Source organism: Sulfurimonas sp. (assembly GCF_047622445.1).
Classification (GTDB): Bacteria; Campylobacterota; Campylobacteria; order Campylobacterales; family Sulfurimonadaceae; genus Sulfurimonas.
Map to the genome: position 1 here is coordinate 1 of NZ_JBLHOE010000064.1, position 19107 is coordinate 19107.

Annotated in this window: 20 protein-coding genes; 15 read left to right on the forward strand and 5 right to left on the reverse strand. The window is 31.7% G+C overall.

Annotated features, from left to right (window positions below; all coding sequences use genetic code 11):
- On the reverse strand, positions 1-868 hold an 868-nt coding region (locus ACI9TV_RS12815), incomplete at its 3' end, for a DUF4214 domain-containing protein (RefSeq protein ID WP_415251208.1).
- A gap of 352 nt (positions 869-1220) precedes the next feature.
- Between ACI9TV_RS12815 and pstS the strand changes: the two genes are divergently transcribed.
- Entirely contained in the window at positions 1221-2225 is a 1005-nt protein-coding gene (gene pstS, locus ACI9TV_RS12820; protein WP_415251209.1) for a phosphate ABC transporter substrate-binding protein PstS, read from the forward strand.
- A gap of 9 nt (positions 2226-2234) precedes the next feature.
- Here pstS and ACI9TV_RS12825 read toward each other — a convergent pair whose 3' ends face one another.
- Together ACI9TV_RS12825 and ACI9TV_RS12830 are read right to left on the reverse strand one after the other, a co-directional pair.
- Complete coding sequence (locus ACI9TV_RS12825) at positions 2235-3200, reverse strand: cytochrome-c peroxidase (protein WP_415251210.1); 966 nt, start codon at positions 3198-3200, stop codon at positions 2235-2237.
- Entirely contained in the window at positions 3197-3664 is a 468-nt protein-coding gene (locus ACI9TV_RS12830) for a hypothetical protein (protein ID WP_415251211.1), read from the reverse strand. The genes ACI9TV_RS12825 and ACI9TV_RS12830 overlap by 4 nt, the downstream gene beginning before the upstream one ends.
- A 147-nt stretch (positions 3665-3811) precedes the next feature.
- Here ACI9TV_RS12830 and ACI9TV_RS12835 point away from each other — a divergent pair, with 147 nt between their 5' ends.
- Genes ACI9TV_RS12835 through ACI9TV_RS12845 form a run of 3 tightly spaced genes read left to right on the forward strand, consistent with a single transcriptional unit; the run spans position 3812 to position 6120 of the window.
- Positions 3812-4525 carry an ABC transporter permease gene (locus tag ACI9TV_RS12835; protein ID WP_415251212.1) on the forward strand — a complete coding sequence of 238 codons (714 nt, stop codon included), beginning with the start codon at positions 3812-3814 and terminating at the stop codon, positions 4523-4525.
- A gap of 9 nt (positions 4526-4534) precedes the next feature.
- Entirely contained in the window at positions 4535-5470 is a 936-nt protein-coding gene (locus ACI9TV_RS12840) for an MlaD family protein (RefSeq protein ID WP_415251213.1), read from the forward strand.
- Entirely contained in the window at positions 5467-6120 is a 654-nt protein-coding gene (locus tag ACI9TV_RS12845) for a hypothetical protein (protein WP_415251214.1), read from the forward strand. The genes ACI9TV_RS12840 and ACI9TV_RS12845 overlap by 4 nt, the downstream gene beginning before the upstream one ends.
- 7 nt (positions 6121-6127) lie before the next feature.
- Here ACI9TV_RS12845 and ACI9TV_RS12850 read toward each other — a convergent pair whose 3' ends face one another.
- Entirely contained in the window at positions 6128-7969 is a 1842-nt protein-coding gene (locus tag ACI9TV_RS12850) for a mechanosensitive ion channel family protein (protein WP_415251215.1), read from the reverse strand.
- Positions 7970-8126: 157 nt separating this feature from the next.
- On the opposite strand from ACI9TV_RS12850, the gene pstC reads away from it, so the two are divergent.
- The 8 genes from pstC (at position 8127) to ACI9TV_RS12890 (ending at position 16269) form a co-directional block, all read left to right on the forward strand.
- Positions 8127-9092 (forward strand): phosphate ABC transporter permease subunit PstC, encoded by a 966-nt coding sequence (gene pstC / locus ACI9TV_RS12855; protein ID WP_415251216.1) that lies wholly within the window; start codon positions 8127-8129, stop codon positions 9090-9092.
- A complete protein-coding gene (gene pstA / locus ACI9TV_RS12860; protein ID WP_415251217.1) occupies positions 9093-9896 on the forward strand; it encodes a phosphate ABC transporter permease PstA in 804 nt (267 codons plus the stop codon). It abuts the gene before it with no gap.
- Between the two features lie 287 nt (positions 9897-10183).
- Positions 10184-10966 (forward strand): phosphate ABC transporter ATP-binding protein PstB, encoded by a 783-nt coding sequence (pstB, locus tag ACI9TV_RS12865; RefSeq protein WP_415251218.1) that lies wholly within the window; start codon positions 10184-10186, stop codon positions 10964-10966.
- A 109-nt stretch (positions 10967-11075) separates the two neighbouring features.
- Positions 11076-11735, forward strand: coding sequence for a PhoU domain-containing protein (locus tag ACI9TV_RS12870; protein ID WP_415251219.1), 660 nt, complete (start codon positions 11076-11078; stop codon positions 11733-11735).
- A gap of 14 nt (positions 11736-11749) precedes the next feature.
- On the forward strand, positions 11750-12427 hold the full coding sequence (locus ACI9TV_RS12875; RefSeq protein ID WP_415251220.1) for a response regulator transcription factor: 678 nt from the start codon (positions 11750-11752) through the stop codon (positions 12425-12427).
- A complete protein-coding gene (locus ACI9TV_RS12880) occupies positions 12421-13800 on the forward strand; it encodes a sensor histidine kinase (protein ID WP_415251221.1) in 1380 nt (459 codons plus the stop codon). The genes ACI9TV_RS12875 and ACI9TV_RS12880 overlap by 7 nt, the downstream gene beginning before the upstream one ends.
- A 435-nt stretch (positions 13801-14235) precedes the next feature.
- Complete coding sequence (locus ACI9TV_RS12885) at positions 14236-15954, forward strand: GNAT family N-acyltransferase (protein ID WP_415251222.1); 1719 nt, start codon at positions 14236-14238, stop codon at positions 15952-15954.
- 90 nt (positions 15955-16044) lie between these two features.
- Entirely contained in the window at positions 16045-16269 is a 225-nt protein-coding gene (locus ACI9TV_RS12890) for a hypothetical protein (RefSeq protein WP_415251223.1), read from the forward strand.
- Between the two features lies 1 nt (position 16270).
- On the opposite strand, the gene ACI9TV_RS12895 is transcribed toward ACI9TV_RS12890, so the two are convergent.
- Entirely contained in the window at positions 16271-16462 is a 192-nt protein-coding gene (locus ACI9TV_RS12895; RefSeq protein ID WP_415251224.1) for a hypothetical protein, read from the reverse strand.
- A gap of 144 nt (positions 16463-16606) precedes the next feature.
- On the opposite strand from ACI9TV_RS12895, the gene ACI9TV_RS12900 reads away from it, so the two are divergent.
- From ACI9TV_RS12900 to ACI9TV_RS12910, 3 genes are all read left to right on the forward strand, one after another.
- Entirely contained in the window at positions 16607-16885 is a 279-nt protein-coding gene (locus tag ACI9TV_RS12900) for a hypothetical protein (RefSeq protein WP_415251225.1), read from the forward strand.
- A gap of 34 nt (positions 16886-16919) precedes the next feature.
- On the forward strand, positions 16920-18680 hold the full coding sequence (locus ACI9TV_RS12905) for a GGDEF domain-containing protein (RefSeq protein ID WP_415251226.1): 1761 nt from the start codon (positions 16920-16922) through the stop codon (positions 18678-18680).
- The coding region (locus tag ACI9TV_RS12910) for a hypothetical protein (RefSeq protein ID WP_415251227.1) at positions 18677-19107 on the forward strand (431 nt) is incomplete at its 3' end. The genes ACI9TV_RS12905 and ACI9TV_RS12910, both read left to right, overlap by 4 nt.

Here is a 19107-nt window from a genome sequence, read left to right on the forward strand (position 1 = left end):
GCTCTATTGTTAATGTAGCTCCATTTGTTACAGTAACTAAACCATTAATTCTCCATACTTTATCTGCTGTTAATGTCTTATTCGCAGATATAGTTCCTGATAAATCCTCTTTTGCTGGTGTTTGTGAGATATTTGCCACCTCTGGTACAATAATATTATCCCAGTTTGTATTAATAATATTTATTGCATTATCATTACTAGCTAGGCTATTAAGTTTACCTATAGTACTAATTACACTTGCTTCATCAACAGTTATATCACTTAAAACTGTAACAGAAGCCATATAAGCACCATCATTCTCAGGATTTTGTGCATCTACTACATTTGTAAGAGAACTCAAAGTTTTTGTAAAACTAATTGCTGCATTTACCTTATTTGTAATAAGATCTTGTCTCTCAACTGCTGCTGCTAATTCAACTGCTGAGAGTGCTGGAAAGTTCTCTGGTGTTAAGTCTAGAGTTAAAGATAACTCCATAAACTCAGCTACCATATCAGATCTTGACTTACCATTATCCAGAAGACCCTTCCAGTATGCTACACCTTGTGCATCCCCTGGTTGACCTAAGGAGTTTTGATAAATAGCTTGTACGAATGCTTCATTACCCATACTTGAATATGTACTTACAAATGTTGGGTGTGATGCAAACCCTGATGAGAGTTGCTTGAGGACAGTTAAAGAGTCTCCACCACTTGCTTCTACTGCTAAACCTGCGTTATTCCAGTATGTTAATCCTTCTTCATCTGCTGCCCGATTAAAGAATGACACATATAAGCTTGATATTTTATTTTCTAAACTCACTTCTTTTGCAGTTACCGATGTCAAGGCAAGTGCCACTACCAAACTAAGTTTTAAACTTTTATGTTTCATTTTATTCTCACTTTTAATTTATTTATATAGCATTTCAAAATGCTATGACCATATTCAATACAAAATCAATCCACTATGTAAGATACGATTTATTTGTATAACCAATGCTAAAAATAATCAACCGGTATCCATACCTGTTGACAATTATATTTTCTCCAAAATGCTAGGATACTTTTGAAAGATTAGCTGATCAAGGTTTTAAAATAATTACGAAGGAGTGACAAAATGGTTACATAGAAACCCATGAGGCTAGATGTTTTGTAGTCTTAAAATGAGCGTAATTCAATTGTAACCAAATTATAATCGTTGTACTTTATACTTCCGTTATCATAATAGAAAAGGATAAGTCAAAATGACAAAAGTATTAAAAATCGCTCTTGCATCTACAGTATTAGTTTCTGGTCTAGCAGCATCAGACATCGTTAAAGGAAGTGGGGCTTCTTTCCCATATAGTGTATATCAAAAATGGATAAAAGCGTATAACAAAGATACTGGCATCAAAGTTGATTACATCAAAAAAGGTTCTTCAAAAGGGATTAAAGATGCTAAGGCTCGTTCAGTTGATTTCGCAGGAACTGACAAACCACTTTCACCAAAAGCTTTAAACAAAGCTGGTCTTTTCCAATTCCCAGCAGTTGTTGGTGCTATCACAATGGGTTACAATGTTCCAGGTGTAGAAGATATCAAACTAAGTAGAAGTGCTATCGTTGCGATTGCAGCTGGTAAAGTTGATTTTTGGGATGATAAAGTAATCGCTAAAGAAAATCCAAATGCAAAACTACCACATGAAAAACTAACATTTGTTCACCGTGCGGATGGTTCAGGTACTACATATAACTTCACATACTTTTTAAGTAAAGTATCAAAAGATTGGAGAAAAACTTATGGTGCCAAGAAATCACTTAACTGGCCAGGGAATCAACACATTGGTGGTAAAACAAACTCAGGCGTAGCCGCACTTTTAAAACAAACTAAGTACTCTGTTGGGTATATTGATTATGCAGATGCTAAGAACAATGATATTGCAATGGCTCGTGTAGAAAACAGAGAAGGAAAGTACATCGTTCCTACTTTAAAGTCTTTTCAAGCTGCTGCTGCGAAAGCTTCACTTGATCCTAAGAAAGACTTTTACTCTATAATCGCTGACCCAAAGGGTAAAGATTCCTATCCAATGGTAGCTGCAACATTTATCTTAGTTCCTTTTGAAAAACCAGATATGAACAAGAGAGTTACTAAGTTCTACGACTGGGCGTATACTGATGGTCAAGAAATTGCGAAAAGCCTAGGTTTTGTTCCCTTACCAGATACTTTAACTTCTAAGATTAGAGCTTACTGGGATACGAAAGGTATCAAGTAAGCTTTTCCCTTAGTGTAAATCTTCTATAGGTTCACTAAGGGTATGTAAAAACTTTACAACCCCAACAATTTCTTCATTACTTAAATTTTTATCTATCAAGATACTTGCAACACTACTGTTTTTGTCTCTACTCCCTTTTGCACAAAATTCTACTGCTTCTTTGAGAGTTTTAGCCGAACCATCATGAAAGTAAGGAGCTGTCTTAGTGATGTTACGTAGAGTTGGTGTTTTAAATGTTGCATTCCATATATCTCTTTTTTTAATTTTTCCTCGTCCTAGATCTTTATTGTCCACTCCAACATTATTAAAACTTTGGTCTGAAAATCGAAATCCACTGTGACAAACTGTACAGTTTCCTTTATTGACAAAGGTATAAAAGCCTTTAAGTTCTTCATCACTTAGCTGTGATTTATCACCTGCTATAAACTTATCAAACCTACTTTGTCCTGAAACAATACTTCTCTCAAAAGTAGCTAGTGCTTTAACCAAGGTATCAGAAGTAATCCCCTCCTTAGGAAATACAGCTTGAAACATTTTTTTATATAGAAGATCATTTTTTAGTTTCTTTATTGCTTCTTTAACATCTATATTCATTTCAGCATGAGCCTCTAAAGGTCCTAAAGCTTGTTCTTCCAAACTCTTTGCTCTTCCATCCCAAAAATATATATACTGGTAGGCACTATTTAAGATAGTTGGACTATTTCTTATACCTTTTCGTCCTTTATCTCCGATGGCTACCGTATCCGCATCACTCCAACCCTTAAGAGGATTATGACAAGTCATACATGATATATTGTTTCCACGAGAAAGAATGGGATCAAAAAAGAGTTTTTTTCCAAGAGCTATCTTTTCTTGTGTTATAGGATTATTCTTGGGAGCTGGAATCTTACTTGGGCGAGTCCATTCTTTTGTGTTGATTGAATTAGCAAAGAGTAATCCCCCAAATAAGAAAAGAGAGAGAAGGTATTTTCTCATAAATCTTCAGCTTCTTCTATCGCCATATCTTTTAAAGATTTGTATTGTTCTTTTGTCAATGTTTCTTTAAAAATATTGAGACATCCTATTTTTAACATTGTCATCTCTTTTCTTTTTTGCGCTATTTGGTTTAAAAGCTCTTTCACATCTTCTGCTTTTTTACCTTCATCAACGACTTTTAAAACAAGTTGCGTTTCAAGATTTTGGATATCTCCTGCTGCTTTCATTAGTTGTGCTGGTCTTTTTGAGAACACTTTTTCTATAGCTGCTTCTTGTTCTGGGGTAAGATCTAACTTATGCATTCCACCACCTTTCATATAAAGATGCATAAAGTTTGGCATTGCATCAGGAAGTAATGAATAACCCATTGGAAAATTATCATCCCCTAAAAACGGATTTTCTAAATCTTCTTGTGCTATCATTGGGCTCAATACTATGAGGGCTGCTAAAATTATTTTTTTCAAATCTAAATCCTTTGTAATATATACTAACTATTATAACTATACTTTTCTACTTAGCTTCTAAATTTAAGCCGCTAATTGAGAAACTCCTAAAAATTAATCTATTAAATAACATTATTGTATAATCTCTTTACATAAGAGGTTATACAAATGATTGTTCATTTTATAGAAAACATTGGTGCCAAAGTACTCAATATCACTCTCTCTTTTTACAACATCATTGTATTTTCTTTACTTTCATTTTTAAACATAGCTACCCCAAATAATTATACTTTTAAAATAAAAAAAAAGCTCATACTACAACTCTATCGTACTACTCTTTTTACCCTTAGTCGATTTTCCTTACTGGCATTTTTACTTGGTTCTATTGTAGTTGGAGTATTTATTATTGTCGCTGGGGAGTATAACTTCCACCTACAAATCGGCTCACTGATCGTTAACTTTATTGTTAATGTTTTTGCACCAGTATTTACAGCTTTTTACATACTCAACAAATCAAAAATACTTTTAAAAAAGAAAGATTATGAAAGTACACTCATTCCTTATGCCCTTAGTTCTCTTGTTAGTACATTAAGCCTTTCTATGCTTTTTGCTAGTATTGTTCTTACAAGTAGTTATTTTCCCATCTTTTTCTTTATGCATATGGATGTAGATACATATAAGCAACTTGTTTTTGAGTCCATTGAATTTCAAGATATTCTAACCTTATTCATCAAGAGTATCCTGTATGGATTAATTATTGTGATACTTCCGATTTATGGTAGACTTCAGTCATACAATACACTCTCTATAATGAGAAGAATTATTTTTTCTATATTTTTTATAGAGCTTGTATCATTACTAATACAATCATCATTTGAGTAAAGGAAGCACATGAAATACGACAAAATAAAATTCTCTGTTGGCTTATTTATTATAAGTATATTTCTCATACTATTTGTTTTTTTATTTTTGTTCTTTAAAGAAAAAGGAATATTTGAAACAAGATACTCGTATAACTTTACCACGGATAGTGCTGAGTACTTTACTGTTGGAATGCCTTTAAAATACTCAGGATTTAAGATAGGTGCTATTGATGATATTTCTCTTAAGGATGATGGTTTTGTATTTATGACTTTCTCTGTTGCACAAAGCAATCAAAAATGGATGAATGAGGGAAGTGTTTTGATGATTATTAAACCACTTCTTGGTTCACCACATATTGAACTTTTCAGCTCCATAGGAACTCCGCCCTTAAAAGATGGAGATTCAATGATAATGCTCTTTAGTGATAATATAAATGATCTTATTGTAAAACTACAACCGCTTATAGACAAAGTGGTAGATATCTTACATAACGTCCATACAATTACTTCTTCTATTGCAAATCAAGATTCTGACTTTAAAGAAACTTTGAAAAACCTCAACAAATTTACTGCGAAACTTGCGAATGATGATTCCTTACTAACAACAGCTACAGGAGATAAAGAGGCAACCAAAAAGATTATAGAGTCCATACATCAAACTACTACAATCATGAAAAATATTCAAAGCATCACAAAAAATTTGAGTGAGATTACATCTTCATTGGATCAAGATATTATCGATCCTGCATCTTCTTCCATAGAAGAGGTAAACTTCATTTTAAAAGATATTAAAAATAAATTACAAGCGCTTGATTCCACGGTGAACTCCATCGGCACATTTGACACTGAACTTATAGAAATTAAAGAACAGATACTCGTAGGTGTGCAAAAATCAAATCAGATTATGGATAAGGTAGATTCTCTTATGCAAAATGAAAAATCTGAAAAAGTAGAACTACCATGAGAAAAATACTACTCACTAGCTTAATCATCATCTTCTTTGCAGGCTGTTCTTTACAAACACCAAAAAATGAATGGCAATACAAAAGTTCTAATGCATTTAGTTCTTACACAAAAAACTTTTTAAGTGATAACAATGCACTTGCACAAAATGATTTAAAACGAGCCATAAAACATGCAAAACAAAGTGCTAACATAACACAGTTAGCTAGAATTTATTTGGGCGAATGTGCTTTAAATATATCTGTTGGTAAAGAATCAAAATGTGAAAAGTACAAAGATATCTCTGCACTCATTGACAACCAAGAACTCGATGCATATTATGATTTCATTATTCTTTCATACCAAGACAACACAATCAAAAATTTGCCTAAACATTATAGAGAGTTTGCAACTCATCTTGACAGTTCTCACTATAACAAAACACATGAAGATATCGTTAGTATGAAAAAAGCTACTTCTAGTTTGTTAGCTGGGGCACTGATAAAAAACCATTTAGATGAAAAAACAAGAAAGCATCTCTTAGAGATAGCTTCCTTTCATGGTTATAAAAAAGCAGTGTTATTTTGGTTAGGTGAAGAATTGAAAATACTCAAAGATGAAAAGAGTATTCAGAATATCAAGCAGAAAATAATGCTCCTTCGTTCCCAATAACTGCTATTTAATCTTTTTTTGTTGTAGTCTTTTCTATTATCTCTTTCATACACACATCAAGTTGTGGGAACGGTATTTCAATATTGTTTGCTCTCAGAGCATTATAAATTAAAATCAAAAAGTCAGATTCTAAAGAGATGAATTTTCGTTTCATATCTCTGTCTACCCATACAATCAACTCAAGATCAACACTACTACTATTCATCAGTGTCATTCTTATTTCTGGCTTTCTCTCTTTATTGTCTTTAATGTAAAAAAGTTCACTTTCTTTTAAAGCGTCAAAAAGAGCTTTCTTTACATCATCTATCTCTGTACCGTATGCAACCCCAAATGGTATATGCAAACGTCTCACTCTATCTTCAAGCGTCATATTGATTACATTGTTTTGAACAAAAGATGAATTTGGTACAACAACATCAATGTTGTCAAATGTTTTTATTGTCGTGGAACGTATACGCATATCTATGACTGTACCACGTAAAACGCCATCTATATCAACAATATCCCCTATTCTAATCGTGCGTTCAAACATTAAAATGATTCCAGCAAATAAGTTAGATACAATCGTTTGAAGTCCAAAACCTATACCTATGGATAATGCTCCAGCAATCAAAGATAAAGAACTCATATCTATGCCTAAACTGCTGACAGATATGATCAAAAATATTAGTATTATGATGTAATACCCAATATTTGAAATCAAACGTACAGACATCAAACTAACATCTGTCCACCTATTCGTAATCTTGGATATCCACTTTTTATAAAAAGCACCAAATAAAAATCCAAATACTATAGTCAAAATTGCCATAAACACATTAAGCAAACTAATTGCTTGTTCATTAAAAACAAAAAGTGGCGAAACTATAAACTCTTTTATTTGTAAAAGAATAGCCTTACTTTCTTCAACAGTAGCACCAAAGAAAAGTGTTGTACGTCCCAGTTCTACTTTGGATATATCTTTAAGAACTACTATCTGTTTTTGGAACAAAGATTTTTGGGCTTCATGAGGTAAGTTATTTATAGTATCTTGCAGATCACTTATTAATTTATAAAAACCAGTATTATCTTTCTCATTTAAAAAACATAATGACTTTCTCATATTAAGAACAATACCTTTAGCTATTGCCTTTTCATGACTAGTGTTCAAAAGATCTATTTCTTTACTAATAACGGCTACTTTATCACTTCCTTCTATAAGCGCTTTTTCTTTTTGAAGCTCTTTTGCTCTTATTCTTTCTTCATCCTCTTCAATATTCTTGTCAATAAGGGCTAACTCTTTATCAAAACTCTTCCCTCCATTACATCTAATTTTATCAATAGTTGTCAAAAGGATTTTTTGTATTTTTTGCTCATTTTCTTCGAGTAATACCATTTTTTGTTCTATATTTTTTTGCTGTATTTTATAATATGCAAACTGTAACTGATAGGATAAAAGTTTTACTTTTTCTTCCTCAACAATTCCTTCAATGGATTGCTTTAAAAGTAAAATTTTCGACTGTATATCTGTTAAAATTTTATTGTTTTTTTCTTGTTTAGTCTGTATTTTTGAAACGGCATTAATAGCATCATATATACGTTTTGTACTAATCGTTTTTGTATTTAGTGCTTTTAAACTGTATTTCTCTATCAGAATTTTTTGTGAAATAGCATCGCGAATTTTTACTAACTGCGCTAATTCATCTTTTATAATATCTTTAGGACGTAATTCCTTTACGCCAGCAAGCTCTATCTCTTTTGTTATCTCAACGTAATAAGCTTCTCTTTCTTTTTCATCATATAGCTTTACATCTATTGATGCTGAAAAGAGAGTTGCATAGAGCAATGCGATAAGTAAAAGTATTTTCATTTATAGTTCCTTTGTTTTTAATAATTTCATAAGATTTACTAATTATATCTATTTTATATATTTATAATACTGAAATGCTCAGATCATCCTTTTCGTAATCAATATGTAACCATGTTTAAATAGAATTCCCTATTAATTTTAAATAGGCTATTTATATATGGAAAAAATCTTTCAAAATCTTTCACTTGCTAGTGCTTCGTTGGTACTTGTCATATTGATTGGTATATTTTTTACACTTTTTAATTCTTCTCGGCTTGCTATAGATGAGTTTGGTTTTAACTTCATTACAAATCCTGACTGGAATGTAGAAGTGAAGCTAGAACAGTCTAATGAATCTAGCTTAGAAACTCACATAGAATCTGATGAAATTATTGATGAAGATGACATGATTATAGACGAAGATGAAGTGATGTTTGACGAAGACGATGAAAGCTCTACTAAAACTGTTTATGGTGGTCTTGTCCCTATCGTTGGTACACTGCTTACAACACTTATAGCTTTAATCTTCGCTCTTCCAATTGCAATGGGAATTGCAGTCTTTTTAGCAGAGATTGCACCGAAAAATATCTCTCACGTTGTTGGTATTGCCATTGAGCTTCTGGCGGCGATTCCAAGTATCATCTTTGGTATGTGGGGACTTTATTATTTTGCCCCTATAGTTGCTGACATTGTTGGAGGGTACCAAGTTTCTCTTTTAACTGCAGGCTTAGTTCTTGGAGTCATGATACTTCCATTTATGGCCGCCATTACAAGAGATAGTATGAACACAACACCCGGTGTTTTAAAAGAGTCTGCCTATGCACTAGGTGCGACTAAATTTGAAGTAATTAAAGACATCATTTTCCCATATTCTAAGACTGGTATCATTGGTTCTATTATCCTCGCACTTGGTCGTGCACTTGGCGAGACAATGGCTGTAGCATTCTTAATTGGTTCTATCTTTGCATTACCGTCTGCTATTAACGATCCAACAATATCTATCCCTGTTGCAATGGCAAACAACTTCGGTGAAGCCAGTGGTCTTGGAGAAAGTGCTTTGTTTATGCTTGCACTTATACTATTTGTTATCAGCTTTACTGTTATATCTATCGCAAAATTCTTTTTCCTAAAAAAGGCTTTATAAATGAGACTTCTCGTTAACAAAATATTTTTGTCCCTTTCGGTTTTATCTGCTCTTATAGGTTTAGCATTTTTAGGCTGGATTCTTGTCACTCTGTTCATTAAGGGTTTAGGATCATTTCATTTTTCTCTGTTTTTAAATGACCTCATCGAAGGTGGTTTAAGAAACCTCATCGTCGGACAACTTATCCTTGCTGGACTTGCTTCTGTTATCGGGATTCCTCTTGGGATGACTGCTGGAATTTACATCCAAGAATACGGAACTGGAAAATATGCTGGATTCATTCGTGACTTGAGTGACATTATGATGTCAGCTCCTTCTATTGTAATCGGAGCATTTGTATACGCAGTTGTGGTTATCCCAACTGGGGGAACAAGTGGTTTTGCTGGAGCTATTGCTCTTTCTATCATGATGATTCCAATCATCATCAATACTACTGACAACATGCTTTCTCTTGTTCCTCGTGAACTTCGTGAAGCAGGAGTTGCTCTTGGTGCTTCAAAGTACAGAGTAATCCTCGACATTGTAGTAAAAGCTGCAAAAGTTGGGATAATGACTGGTATTTTACTTGCATTTGCTAGAATCATCGGTGAAACTGCTCCTTTACTTTTCACATCTGAGACTAGTAACTACTTCTCAGTAGACTTAACAGAGAGTTTTCCATCACTCACAGTTAGTATCTACGATTTAGCAAATGAACCAGAAGAAGCAAGTCGTGATTTAGCGTGGGCCGCTTCATTTATCCTTACAGTTTTGGTTTTACTCATAAACCTTGCTGGTAGATTTATAACAAGACAAAAGGACTAATTCCTCATAGTCCTCTCCTTTTTATTTAAGGGGATAGTATGTCCTTGGAATACATTATTAAACTTTATCCTTTTCCCTCTATCCATTACTTAGAAAATGTATTAAAAGAGCTAAAACATACTTGAGTTCAAATAAAGAGCATATTTATACGAAATCATTACCTCATACAAGTCATTTTCTTTTCGTAATCATTATGTAACCAAAACTTCCTACAATTACTTACAAATTTGAAAGTGATATTTAATAATTTTTTTACACGACATAAAGATTAACAAGGAACTATAACAATGCCAATCATGAACATAAAAAACTTTACCTTTACATACCCTGGAATGGAACATCCATCTCTACGAAACATTAACTTACCAATAGAGAAAAATAAAATAACCGCACTTATAGGGCCTAGTGGTTGTGGTAAATCTACACTTCTTCGTGCAATGAACCGTATCCACGATGTGTACCCTGGGAATCAGTACGATGGGGAAATAATACTTCAAGATTTAAAAACAGATTCAAATAGAAATATCTTAGAGATTCAAAAAGAAAATGAGCTTATACAACTTCGCCAACAAGTTGGAATGATTTTTCAAAAGCCTACACCCTTCCCTATGAGTATATTTGACAATGTTGCATATGGCCTTAAAATTGCAGGACTTAAAAACAAAACAGAACTTGCAGACAGAGTAGAAAAAGCCCTTAAAGATGGAGCACTTTGGAAAGAAGTTCATGATAGACTTGGTAAATCTGCAATGGGACTTTCAGGTGGACAACAACAGCGTCTTTGTATAGCAAGGGCTGTTGCAGTAAAACCTGAAGTAATGCTTTTTGATGAACCAACATCAGCCCTAGATCCAATCTCAACAGGGGCTATTGAAGAGCTTTTAGTTGAGTTAAAAAAAGATATTAGTATTGCCATCGTTACGCACAACATGCAACAAGCTTCTCGAATAAGTGACTTCACCGCTTTTATGTACCTCGGAGATTTAGTAGAATACGATAAAACAGAAACAATCTTTTTAAATCCGGCAGAAAAGAAAACAGAAGATTATATCACTGGGCGTTTTGGATAAGTAAGACTAAAGCACATTGTCTGCTGGACTTTCTGCCGAAGAAAAATAGTGTTAACGTAAGTAACGGAATTACTTCCAGTACTGTAAAATAAATTAAGGAACATAAAATATGATCTCAAACTTTAAAACAAGCTTAGAAAATATAAAAACAAAAATTGAAGATATAGGTACTGGTTTACTTGAATCAAACAAACTCATTCTTTTAGCACTACATGATTGTAATACTGAAAAATTTACTGAAGCTAAAACACACATAAAAAATATTAGCTCTAAAACTGACGATCTAGATAATTCTATAATTAAAGTTCTTGCTTTATATACTCCAGAAGCTAAAGATCTAAGAGAAGTTATAGCCTATATGAAAATCACCAACGAACTTGCTCGGGCATGTTCAAGTACACGAAGTTTCATAAGAGGCTTTACGGATGTTTGCGAAGATGTTGATGTGGCTACAGTTAAAGAGTATGCACTTCCTATGCAAGATTCAACTGTAAATGCAATTGAGTTAGCCTTAAGTATGCTTAACTGTGATGATGCAGATGAGATGCAAGAGATTTATAATGATGTTCTTATTGAAGAGAATAAAACAGATGATTTATATGAAATGGTTGAGAGAAATTTATCTATCCAAGCTGATTGCGCTCATAGTTTTGACAAGTTTCATAAGATGTTAAGAGCTCTACGTAAAAGTGGAAAAATTTCTTCTCGTGCTATTAGTATCGCCAACTTGCTTGTGTATGCAAAAGTTGGTGGAAGCTTAAGCAGTTAAGATATAATACTTACATGATAGAAATTAAGCAAACAGTCCTAATAGTAGAGGATGAAGAAGACATTTTAGATTTAATGGAATATACTCTCTCAAAAGAGGGTTATGACATCATTACCTGTATAGATACCTCTAATGTTATCGACATTTTAGATGAAGAGGAGATCTCTTTGATTTTAATGGATAGAAATCTTCCCGGGGTTGAAGGAAGTATCTATATACAAAAACTACGTAAACAAGGTTACAATCAGCCTGTCATTTATGTAAGTGCTAAAGATTCTTCCGAAGAAATTGTAGAAGGTTTTGACACTGGTGGTGATGACTACATAACAAAACCATTCAATATCGCTGAGCTCAAAGCAAGAGTAAAAGCACTCATCAAGAGAACGCAAAAAGTTCAAGATGTTATAAAATATAAAGATATTACATACTTTGCCTCAAACAAAACATTTAACATAGATGGTAAAGATATAAAGCTTACACATTTAGAACACGATTTACTTTTAGAATTTATAAAAAATGTAAATGTTCTTCTCTCTCGTGAGGGTTTACTTGAAAGTGTATGGAAAGACAGTGATTCTAAACAAGCCAAGACTGTAAATGTAGCGATAAAAAGACTCAAAGAGCATATTGACCCAAGAGCAGAAAAAAACTACATTCAAGCTGTTCGTGGTGAAGGTTACATATTTTGTTAAAGTTTCATCAAATTGTAATTCGAAAATTTATTCTTATATTTTCTATACTTTTTATTGCCATTGGAGCAATAGTCTACTACTGGACAAAAGATTTTTACATCACACAAAGTAGAGATTCACTTTTAAACAACATTGAAATCCTCTCTTTTGATATTCATGACATATCTCATCTCGATGTAGTAGCAAAGAAAATCAAAAAAACTCTCAACTTACGACTAACCATAATCTCTGCAGATGGTGAAGTCATGATAGAATCGCATAAAAACAAAGCAAAAATGGATAACCATAAATACAGAGAAGAGATTATGCAATCCAATAAAGAGCCCTATGGATATAAAATAAGACATTCTAAAACAATTAACAAAGATTATTTATATATTGTAAAAAAGTACTCTATAAATGGTGAAGTTATCTATATACGACTAGCCAAAGAGTTAAAAAATATAAACAAAGAAATTTTTGCTCTTGGATGGAAAACACTTTTTGTATTAGCAATATTTTTTACTTTTCTTATCTGGATTACATATAAAATGAGTTCGCAACTAGAGCATGAGATACAAAAAATTGCAGTTTTCCTTAGCGCACTTACAAAAAAAGAAAAAACAAGTTATATACGTTCAGACTTCTCTTTAGAGTTCTCAAAAATAACGAAACAACTTACTAAAGTTTCTCAAATACTTGTAAAAAAAGATAAAAGAAAATCAAAATACACCGCAAAACTACAACTTGCTAATGAGCAAAAAGATGATATTATCTCGGCTATTTCACACGAGTTTAAAAACCCTATTGCCGTCATTAACGGGTATTCGCAAACACTTATGGATGATATAAACCTAAACCCTAACATACGCCAAAAGTTTTTGAGTAAAATCTATAAAAATGGCATTAGACTTAGTGACTTAATCGATACACTACGACTTTCCATAAAGTTAGACAGTGGCCAGCAAAAAGCACAATTTACTACAGTAAACGTATATGAAATCATTAATGATACAGTTGATACTATGCAAGTAAACTATTCAAAAAGACAAACAATAATAACCGGCGATAAAACTATTTCTATAAAAGCCGACGCATCATTGTTTGGTATAGTTATTAGCAACCTTGTTGAAAATGCATATAAATACTCTGAAGATGAAGTTATTATAAACTTCAATGAAAAGCAAATAGATATTATAGATACTGGTATAGGAATTTCAAGTAAAAGCTTAGAGAATATTACGCAGAAGTTTTATCGTGTGCAAGGTAATAGCTGGAATAACTCTTTAGGACTTGGACTTTTCTTAGTAAATAACATTTCCAAACTCCATAATTTTTCACTTGAAGTTAAGAGTGTAGAGAATGAAGGTTCAACTTTTAGTATAAAAATGTAAGAGGATTGTAAAAATCGCTATTTCTAAATTTTATTTTCAAATTTAAATTTAATATAAAATACCATTTGCTAGATATGCTATAAATAGGATTAATAATGATTGAAATATAATTAAGCTTTTCATTTTAAGTCTCCTTTTAATATGGACGTATTATCCCTGAATGTCATTACTATTCAATTACATGTCTAATTTATTCTAAAAAATAATCAAGCAGTATTGTCATTAATATGTTACTAACACTGATTATACTTTCTTTTGTTAAACAAATAAATAACATAAGGAAAACAAATGGAAATTACAAAGGCATTAGTCAAGGCAATCGTGTTAGCTCTATTAAGTATTTATGTGCTAAGCACTGCATCTTTATAAGTAAAAATGTAACCATTTTGGAATATCACTTCATTATAATTCTCTATATTAACATAAAGAACTAGAATGATAAATGTTGAAAAAATGATTACAAAAAAGTACCCTAAACTTAAAAATAACAAGATTGTAAAAGCCGCTATTTCTAAGTTTTCTGATTCCATCGTTCACCAAAATGAGATAAATGATTTCTTTGAGAAGAACACTCACTTAGGCGCTTTCGAACTTGTAGATGATGCACTCGATTATTTTAATTTTCATTATAAAGTTTCAGATAAAGAGATAGAAAATATTCCATCTACTGGTCGTGTGGTTATCATCGCAAATCACCCCTTAGGAATGCTTGATTCTTTCGCTCTTATTAAACTTGTAAGTAGAGTAAGAAAAGACATTAAAATTGTTGCGAATGATTATTTAAAGGAGTTTACTGTTCTTGATTCTCTTTTAATTCATGTTAATAGCTTTCAAGCAAGACAAAAAAAAGAAGCTATACAAGATATACATAACTCTCTTGACGCAGACATGGCTTTACTTATATTTCCTTCTGGTGAAGTAAGCCGTGCGAGTTCTACAGGCATAAAAGATAAAAAATGGCATAAAAGCTTTCTAAAGTTTGCGCACAGAAGCAACTCCCCCATACTCCCTATATTTATTGGTGGAAAAAATTCTAAAATTTTTTATTCTGTTTCTGCCATCAATAAAAAACTATCTACCATGTTACTCGCAAATGAGATGTTCAAACAACGAGATAAAATGATTGAGATATGCATAGGTGAAATCATTCCAAATGAACATATAATCCCACAAGGTTTGGAACAACTACAAGTCATAGAGCTTTATAAAAAACAAGTTTACAACCTTAAGAAAGGAAAGAGTTTTTTTTTGACACAAAAGGCGATTGCACATCCAGAAGACAGGAGAGCCTTAAAGAAAGAATTAAAAGAATCACAACTACTTGGCGAAACAAAAGACAATAAAAAGATCTACCTTTATAGTAGCTCTGATAATAACTCAATTTTACTCAACGAAATCGGTCGCCTAAGAGAACTCTCATTTAGAAAAGTAGGTGAAGGTATTAACAAAAAACGCGATATTGACAAATACGACCGTTACTATAAACATATTGTCCTTTGGGATGAAGAGAACCTCGAGGTTGTTGGTGCATATAGAATTGGTGAATGTAAGAATATAATAGATGCCCGGAATAAAGATGCTTTATATACAAGTACACTTTTTACATTGAATGAGAATTTTAATCCATATCTTGAGTACTCTATAGAACTAGGAAGAAGTTTTGTACAACCTAAGTACTGGGGGAGTAGAGCTTTGGATTATCTTTGGTATGGGATAGGTGCATACTTGAGTAAGCATCCTGATATAAAATATCTTTTTGGTCCACTATCACTCAGTGCAAGTTACTCTAAAATGTCAAAAGATACACTGCTATACTTCTTCGATAAAAACTTTAAAGATATTGAAAATCTCGTAGATGCAAAAATACCTTATAATTTTACTACAGACAAACTACTTATGAAAGCTCTTAGTCATGAGTTTAATTTACCCGAGTATAAAGAAAATTTTAAAAATCTAAAAAAATCACTAAGCATTATGAATGCTAGTGTACCTACACTCTATAAACAATATAGTGATTTATGTGAGAAAGGTGGCATACGATTTTGTGACTACAATATTGATCCTAGTTTCTCTAACTGCATCGATAGCTTTATAGTTGTAGAAATTGCCAAAATTAAAGACTCTCATAAAAAGCGTTACTTTAAATCTATATAGTTACAAATTCATTACGCAAATATTATAAATTGTAATCTATCTGTAACTGCTCAGTACTATTATTATGTAATTCAAATGTAGGTAGATACTATGAAAATAAGAGAATTCACGATAGACACAGAACATTTAGATATTGAGTATAACAGCTTAGTGAGTGCAGATTTAATAGAAGAGTATATAGAACAAGACCTGGAAGTTCCTTGCGAATTTATAGAGTCTTTATGTATTAAAGATACATATGTCAACATTAAACTCTCAAATACTCGAGAATACTTTAATGATGACTGGTATGTAAACTTACAAAGAGTAGTTTAGACTACTTCTTCTTTGCAGATTTTTTAGCCGCTTTTTTCTTCGCTACTTTTTTAGCTGCTTTCTTCTTTGCTACTTTTTTAGCTGCTTTTTTCTTTGCAACTTTCTTTGCTGCTTTTTTCTTTGCAACTTTTTTAACTGCTTTTTGCTTTGCTAATTTTTTAGCTACTTTTTTCTTTTCAACTTTTTTTGCCATTGGTGGCTCCTAAATTATTATTTTTTATTACTTTTAGTAGGTAATAGTAATAAATTATAGTTATTGTACATTTTTTATACTAGATTGTCAATAAAATATAGATATATGCTATAATTTCTTTATTCAAAAAGTACAAGGGGTAAAATGACTTTTATAGATTTTAAAAAATTATTATTAGATGCAGAGATTAGTCTTCCCAAGTTTGCTAAACTCATTAAAGTAAGTGAAAAGAATATCCAAGGATATAAAAAAAAGGGTGAAGTACCAAATACTATAGCTGTAATTGCAACTTGCTTTGCAATGATGAATAAAGACTCTATAGATTATAAATCTATTATTGATGCTCTTGAACTTGAAGCCAAAACAAAAAAAGGTGCAGGGTTTGCTAAAAAAGAAGTAGATAAAGAAACAAATAAATTGTAACCCGATTGATACCTAGTTTTTATAAAATTTCTTTATGAAAACTAAACTACCCCAAATCTGGATTGATAACTTACAGATACTTGACATTGCCTTTCAGCCAATTGTGAATATTCATACGGGTGAAATACATGCCGTTGAGGCACTTCTTCGGAATTATCAAGAAGTTGGATTTAAATCCATTTTTGCACTTTTTGATGCAGTTTATAAAGAAGGTATTCTTTATCCTTTTGACTTAGAACTTAGAAAAAAAGCCATTAGTAAATTTACTACAATCAAAAAATACAAATATATAAAGCTATTTTACAATTTAGATAATCGCTTATTTAATATTAAAACTATTTCCACAGGGAATACTGCTTTACTACTCAAAGAGTATGGTATAAAAAAAGAAGCATTATGCTTTGAAATCTCAGAAAGACATGAAATATCATCTGATTTTGATATTCAAAAAGTACTTCAATATTATAAAAATGAAAATTATTGTATAGCGATTGATGATTTTGGTGTTGGATATTCCGGCTATAAACTACTCTATGATTCAACTCCTGATATTATCAAAATAGATAGATTCTTTCTTCAAAATATTGAGAAAAATCTTAAAAAGAAATTGATGGTACGAAGTATTACAAATCTAGCGATACAGCTTGGTATTAAAGTAATTGCAGAAGGAGTTGAGACAGAAGAAGAACTATTTGTATGTAAAGAGATTGGTTGCCACCTTGTACAGGGTTATCTTGTACAACGACCTACAACAAAGGTTGATGATATTTTAAGCAGCTATGAAAATATACAAAAAATTATTACAAAAGATAAACGAAACAAAAAAAATCACACTATTCATAACTATATCGATAAAATACAAGCCCTACATTCTAAAACAAAAATGAATTTAGTTTTTGATTATTTTAAGCAAAATAAAAGCACTCCCATAGTGCCAGTAGTTAATGCAAGTAATGAACCCTTAGGTGTCTTACATGAACTAGATATTAAAGAGTTTTTATATTCACCTTATGGTATATCACTACTTTTGAAGAATGAAGATAAAAAATCAAAACTAAAGAATATGCTACATATGTGTGGATCTACTGATATTAATAGTTCTATCAATACAATTGTAGAGTTATTTTCCAATAATACTGAGTCCAAGGGGATAATTATTACCAAGAATTCTGCTTACTATGGGTTTTTATCTGCAAGAGCTATTATTAGTATCATGAATGAGGAGAATTTACTTCTTGCAAGAGATCAAAATCCACTTACTAAACTTCCAGGAAATACTGTAATAGAAGAGTCTATTTCCCAAATTTCTCAAAACACAGGCGAATACCTTTTATGTTATTTTGATTTAGATAACTTTAAAGTATTTAACGATGTATATGGTTTTAGAAATGGAGATAGAGTTATACAGCTTTTTGCTGATTTACTCAAAAATAACTTACCAACAGAAGTTTTCAAAGCACATATAGGTGGAGATGATTTTTTTATCAGTTTCAATACTAAGAAAAATCTTAATCTTCAGCAAAGTACTAAAGATATTAAATCAATTATTCAAATATTTTCCCAAAGTGTTAGGAAGTTTTACTCGATTGAGGATCAAGACAATAGTTATATACAAGCAAAAAATAGAGATGGTATACTTCAAAAATTTAATCTTCTTAGTGTGAGTGCTTCAGTTTTAGAAATACGTAAAGAAACTTTTTACAGATGCATAGAAAATATAAACCATGTCTTGTCAAGCCAAAAAAAAATAGCAAAAAATGATCCAAATCATATTGCTATGAGTTCATTATTATGAGAAAAAAACGTAAGGTTATTAATCTTTTTGAAGACACTCATTTATCTTCTGTAAAGTATGTTGTTTCTATTGCAACAGAAGAAGATTTAAATCAATTTTGGGATTTTCTCTTAGGTTCTGAAAACTCTACACATTATGTTATTCATACATTTATTAGTCTCTTTTATAGTTTCTCACTTAAATATCTAAAAGATGATAACTTAGAATTTTTTGAAATTATTCTCGAAGAAAATGAAGAGTTTTTATACTTCACCTTGTGGAATAAAAAAGTGTCCATATATTTCATGCAACATATTGACAATTCATCTCTGGAGTTTTTGCATGTAAAGAATAAGCTAAGTATTAAGTTAAAAAAAGAAAAGATTTCAACAGTATTAAAGCCACTTCATAAAAAAGAAGTAAAGAAAATAATCAAAGTTATAGAGCC